The organism is Pseudomonadota bacterium, from assembly GCA_026388215.1.
Lineage (GTDB): Bacteria > Desulfobacterota > Syntrophorhabdia > Syntrophorhabdales > Syntrophorhabdaceae > JAPLKF01.
Genome location: JAPLKF010000091.1, coordinates 1 through 4,641 on the forward strand (window position 1 = coordinate 1; position 4,641 = coordinate 4,641).

Annotated in this window: 5 protein-coding genes; all 5 read right to left on the reverse strand. The window is 45.2% G+C overall.

The genetic code is table 11. From position 1 onward, the window contains the following. Positions 1 to 44: 44 nt before the first annotated feature. Complete coding sequence (locus NTU69_05445; protein MCX5802963.1) at positions 45 to 1,046, reverse strand: virulence protein RhuM/Fic/DOC family protein; 1,002 nt, start codon at positions 1,044 to 1,046, stop codon at positions 45 to 47. Between the two features lie 354 nt (positions 1,047 to 1,400). Beyond that, the gene (locus NTU69_05450) at positions 1,401 to 2,384 is read right to left on the reverse strand and encodes a TRC40/GET3/ArsA family transport-energizing ATPase (GenBank protein ID MCX5802964.1); all 984 of its coding nucleotides are present in this window, start codon (positions 2,382 to 2,384) and stop codon (positions 1,401 to 1,403) included. A 33-nt stretch (positions 2,385 to 2,417) separates the two neighbouring features. Further along, positions 2,418 to 3,395 (reverse strand): TRC40/GET3/ArsA family transport-energizing ATPase, encoded by a 978-nt coding sequence (locus NTU69_05455; GenBank protein MCX5802965.1) that lies wholly within the window; start codon positions 3,393 to 3,395, stop codon positions 2,418 to 2,420. A gap of 90 nt (positions 3,396 to 3,485) precedes the next feature. Next, the gene (locus NTU69_05460) at positions 3,486 to 3,758 is read right to left on the reverse strand and encodes a hypothetical protein (GenBank protein MCX5802966.1); all 273 of its coding nucleotides are present in this window, start codon (positions 3,756 to 3,758) and stop codon (positions 3,486 to 3,488) included. Between the two features lie 82 nt (positions 3,759 to 3,840). After that, positions 3,841 to 4,641 (reverse strand): hypothetical protein (locus tag NTU69_05465; GenBank protein ID MCX5802967.1); only part of this gene is annotated, 801 nt, incomplete at its 5' end.

The window sequence follows — 4,641 nt, forward strand, 5'->3', positions numbered from 1 at the left end:
AAAAAAACAAGTAAACAAACAAGGTGGTAAAGCTATTTCTCCATTTAATTCCTTCTGTTTATAAGGTTCACAACCACCTTAATCATGATATCTTTCTCTTCGGGCCTGCTCTCTGCAATCATAAGCGTAAGGGCAACAAGGGCATTGTCGCCTATCCGCTTTGCCCCATCGGGCCGGTAGAGAATGCCGTTGGCATCGAGAAACCACAGGAAGAGCGACGCTGCAATCCGTTTGTTCCCATCCACAAATGAATGGTTTTTCACGACGAAATAGAGAAGGTGCGCTGCTTTCTCCTCGATACTCGGATACAGTCCTTTTCCGTCAAAGGTCTGATAGATAGCGCCAATGGAGCTTTTGAAAGAATCATCTTTCTCGCGGCCGACCAGGGAGCTCCCGTCGACACCAGATTCCTTGGTGAGCCGGTCTATGGCGTTGCGTGCTGCTTCATAGGTGATGACGAACCGGGCCTCTTCCGTCGTATCGGCAACGGCGAGTCTGTTGTAGTCGTAGTCATCGAGGAGTCTGAGGGCTTGGGAGTAGTCGGTTACTACTTTAAGAAGACCCTCTGTCTCCTGTCCGGCCAGTTGCCGTTCCTCCACGATCCGTCCAAGGAGGTCAATAGCTTGTTGTAGTTCTTTAAGGCGTTTGTTCTCTTCGCGAAGCCGTTTTTCATTTATGGAGTAGCCTTTGAGAATATGGTCTTTTAAAACTTGTGTAGCCCATATACGGAATTGGGTACCGCGCAGAGAATTAACCCTGTATCCGACTGATATGACCATGTCGAGATTGTAAAGGTCCATTACACGAATTTTTCCATCAGCGGCAACCTGTGCATTTTTTGCACAGGTTGAATCAGGTAACAACTCGACAGTCTTATAAATATTCCGAACATGTTTAACGATAACAGAACGATCTCTCTCAAAAAGTAGACCCATTTGATGGGCATCTAACCAGATCGTCTCCTGCTCCAATCTGACCTCCAGCTTTGTCTTTCCGTCCTCTGTCTGATAGATAACAATCCTTTCCTTTCCAATATCGTTTCGCATGCGCGATTTAGTGTTATTTGTCAAAGCTGTTTTATCCTCCCATTAGCGTTTTAAACTCATGTTCTATGGGTTCTGTATAGGCTCTGTGGTCACAGGTGAATTATCAGTTTTTTTATTCATCAGCCTTCTGTCCTCCTCCTTTGTATGAAAAATCCTAACCCTCTAAAATGAAAAAAACAAGTAAATTTACAGGAGTTGGAAATAATGCCTTCAGATGTCTTTTGAAAAAAAACGGGGTAAATATTACATAATTTGAAAAATGTTAACTATGAATCCCCTTGAACCCTTGAACCCCTGGCCAAGACCTGCGGTTTGGCAGGGCGGGCCTCGACTCCTCGAACCCTTTATTTATATTTATGGCACAAACAGGTAGTCGATCATCCTGTTCAGCATATGTGCTCCTTTGACCTCTGTCTCGAAGAGCGGGATAACCGCCCTTACCTTCTCTCCGAATATCTTCCATATCTCTTCCATGTGTCCATCCTGCATCTCAACACGATTACGGACAAACTCTGGTGCATCATCCGCGACCTGGTCCTTCTGGATGATGCCATTAACTACAACACCACCCACAGGTATCCCGAATTCATAGAACCAGTTAATAAACCTTGTAATAACAGCAATTGGAAGCGCCTCAGGCAGTGTTGCAAAAAAGAAAGCTGTAAGGTTATCGTCCGTCAACAGACTTTGTACCTTTGCCATTCTGTCTTTAAAGCTTAAGAGGTAGTCCATAAGTGGGTCAGCCTCTTTCTTCTTCGTAAAGGAGAGCGTTTCTCTCAACGTTTTTGCTTCATCCCTGCTTTTCAGCATCTTTCCCACCCAGAGGGAATAGACCTTGGACATCCCGAGGAGCCGCCTTGCATTTGCTGTGGGTGCAGTATCAAAGACATAGAAATCGTACTCGTCTTTAAACATAAGGTCGGTCATATTTTCAAACATGGCAGACTCTTCAAAGGCGGGGTTCATCGTTGCAGTTTCTATAAAATCGTCCGCCTTTGTCGTTAAATCTGCAAATTTGAGAAACCAGTTGATTTTCTCGCGGATTTCCTGCTTGGACCTCTCAATCGTGTCCTTTGTATCGATTTCAAGGGCATAACACTTCTCTTCGCCACAGACGGTAGCAACCTTTCCGAAAACATCCTGCTCTAAGAGATTTGAGAGACTGTGGACAGGGTTAGTAGAGGCAAGGAGCACCCTTTTTCCTTGCTTCGCAGCCCACAGTGCCGCTGTCCCTGCCATGACTGTTTTTCCTACCCCGCCCTTTCCTCCAAAAAAGATGTACTTGAGCCTGGGGTGGTCCTTTATATATTTGGTCATACTAACAGTAATTTGATCCATTGTTAGACTCCTTGGCTATCTTCAGTTAATCTATTAAAACATGCGCTTTGCTAAATTTTCAATCATCTGAAGCCCCGTTACATCCCTTTCCATCTCAGGAACATAAGCCAGTATCTGATTTTTGAAGGTATCATTGATTACCTGAAGATAATGTTCCTGCATTGTGAGGCGGTTCTTCAGGTACTCAGGTATGTGCTGGCCCTTCAGTTCTTGAGATAAGACCCGGTTGACAATATAGCCGCTCATGGGGACATCAAACTTGGCAAAAAGCTCCGCTGCCTTGACAGTATCGTTAATGACCATCTCCTCTGCTGTCACCACAAAAAAGAAGGCCGTCTTCTCTTTATCAGTGAGAATACCGGAGGATTTGTTGATGCGCTCCTTAATATAGAGGAGTTCATTCAGTATGGCATCTTCATCTATTTCCTTCTCATGACGTATCACTGCTGCCACCTGGTCATATTCCCTCATCTGCTGACGGAGATTTGTGATCTTGTCAATCCATTCATCGTAAACGGATGCCATACTAAGATAATACAGGGCATGGCCTAATGGCACCAGGTCGTAGATGTAGTAGTCATATCCACCTTTCACCACGATATCCACAACTTCATCAAAGATAGCGCTCTCCTCCATGGCAGGCTCTGCAGCCGCTGCCTGGATATAGCTTTCTATCTCTTCTGGAATCTTATCCATTCTATACATATCAAGGATCTTCTGTCTGATCTCCTGTTGATATTCCTTGACACGATGGTCTGCATCAATCTCCTGTGCATAGAGATTCGGCATAATCTCTGTCGGTCCCTTTCCAAAGATGTCCCTCTTAAATATGTCGCTTAAGGATGCCTGTGGGTCGACAGAAAATACCAGGACGCGTTTTCCCTGTTTTGCCAGATAGTAAGCTGTAGCTGCGGAAAAGGTAGTCTTTCCAAGACCTCCCTTGCCGCCAAACATTATATAATGCCGATCCGGATATTGGTCAAATATTTTTGCGAGAGAAATATCAATCACCCCTTTCTATAATAAGTGAAAATCTAAGGATTCCAGGGGTCAAGTGATTTTTGCTCGAACCCTGGAACTCTCGAATCCTCGAACCCTTTTTCATGCTAACGCATCGGTTAAATCTTTTTCCCGGAGCATCCTCCGCTTCCAGGTGGAGATTTGTGGAACTACATAAGGCAATAGCCTTAATGAATAGTACGGTGGCAGAATAGGAACACCCAGCATATCTCCCATGGTAATCAGGATAAAAAGATGTTCCATGCTCGCCCTTGACTTCATTGCAAATCGTGCCGAGTCATGAGCCGCTACGCCGTATATAAATTCTTTAACTGCCTGAAAAAAACCACCTTTCTTCTTCTCACCTTCTGACATTATGTCCTTCTCCTTTTAATTAATATTATGAGTAAATACCCTACACCCTCATCCCCCATTCTCCCATTAACTCATCACTGTTTCATGCCTTTGCCGCAGCAGCCTCTCTCCTTATAGCCCTATATCTCTTGAAAGCCTTCAACCCCTCAGTGCCCAAAACGAGGGCAGCGAGAACCAGGAATAGCCCCACAAGTCCCATCAATGTATTTCCTATCAGTGCCTCTCCTTTCACTGCCCCTGACAATACCTTCTGAAGCAAGCTATAGGACGTATAGATCAGTGCAGCGATGGTCGTAATAAACATAAAGATCATTGGATAAAATACCCATGCAGTCGGTTTGCCTTCAGACATTAACCACACTGTTACAAGCATCAAGGCAAGGGATGCCATCAACTGGTTCGCACCTCCAAATAGTACCCAGAGGTATTGCCACCAACCTGTCAAAACAAGAATCATTCCGAGAAGGCTGGCGATGATTGTCCCAATGTGGGCATTTCTGAAGACAGGGCTTACATCGCTCAGTAATTCTGAGGTTGCAATCCTCATAAACCTGATTACCAGTTGCATGATTGTAATAGCGAGAACAATCATCATGACGCTACCATAAGACCGGCCTATTGTAGCCGGAAGTCCCAGGGCACCCAGGAATTTCGCAACCCCTCCTGCAAAGATTGCCCCTGGTCCTTTGACAATAGCAGTTCCATATTCAGCAGATGAAGTAAAAATAGTCCCGGCAATAACCAGAGCGAATAAAGCAAGCATCATCTCTACGAACATCACGCCACCCCCAACCGGGCGGGCATCCAGTTCATTCTCTAACTGACGGGCAGTCCCTGAAGTGGACACAAGACTATGCCATCCTGAAATAGCCCCGCAGGCAAT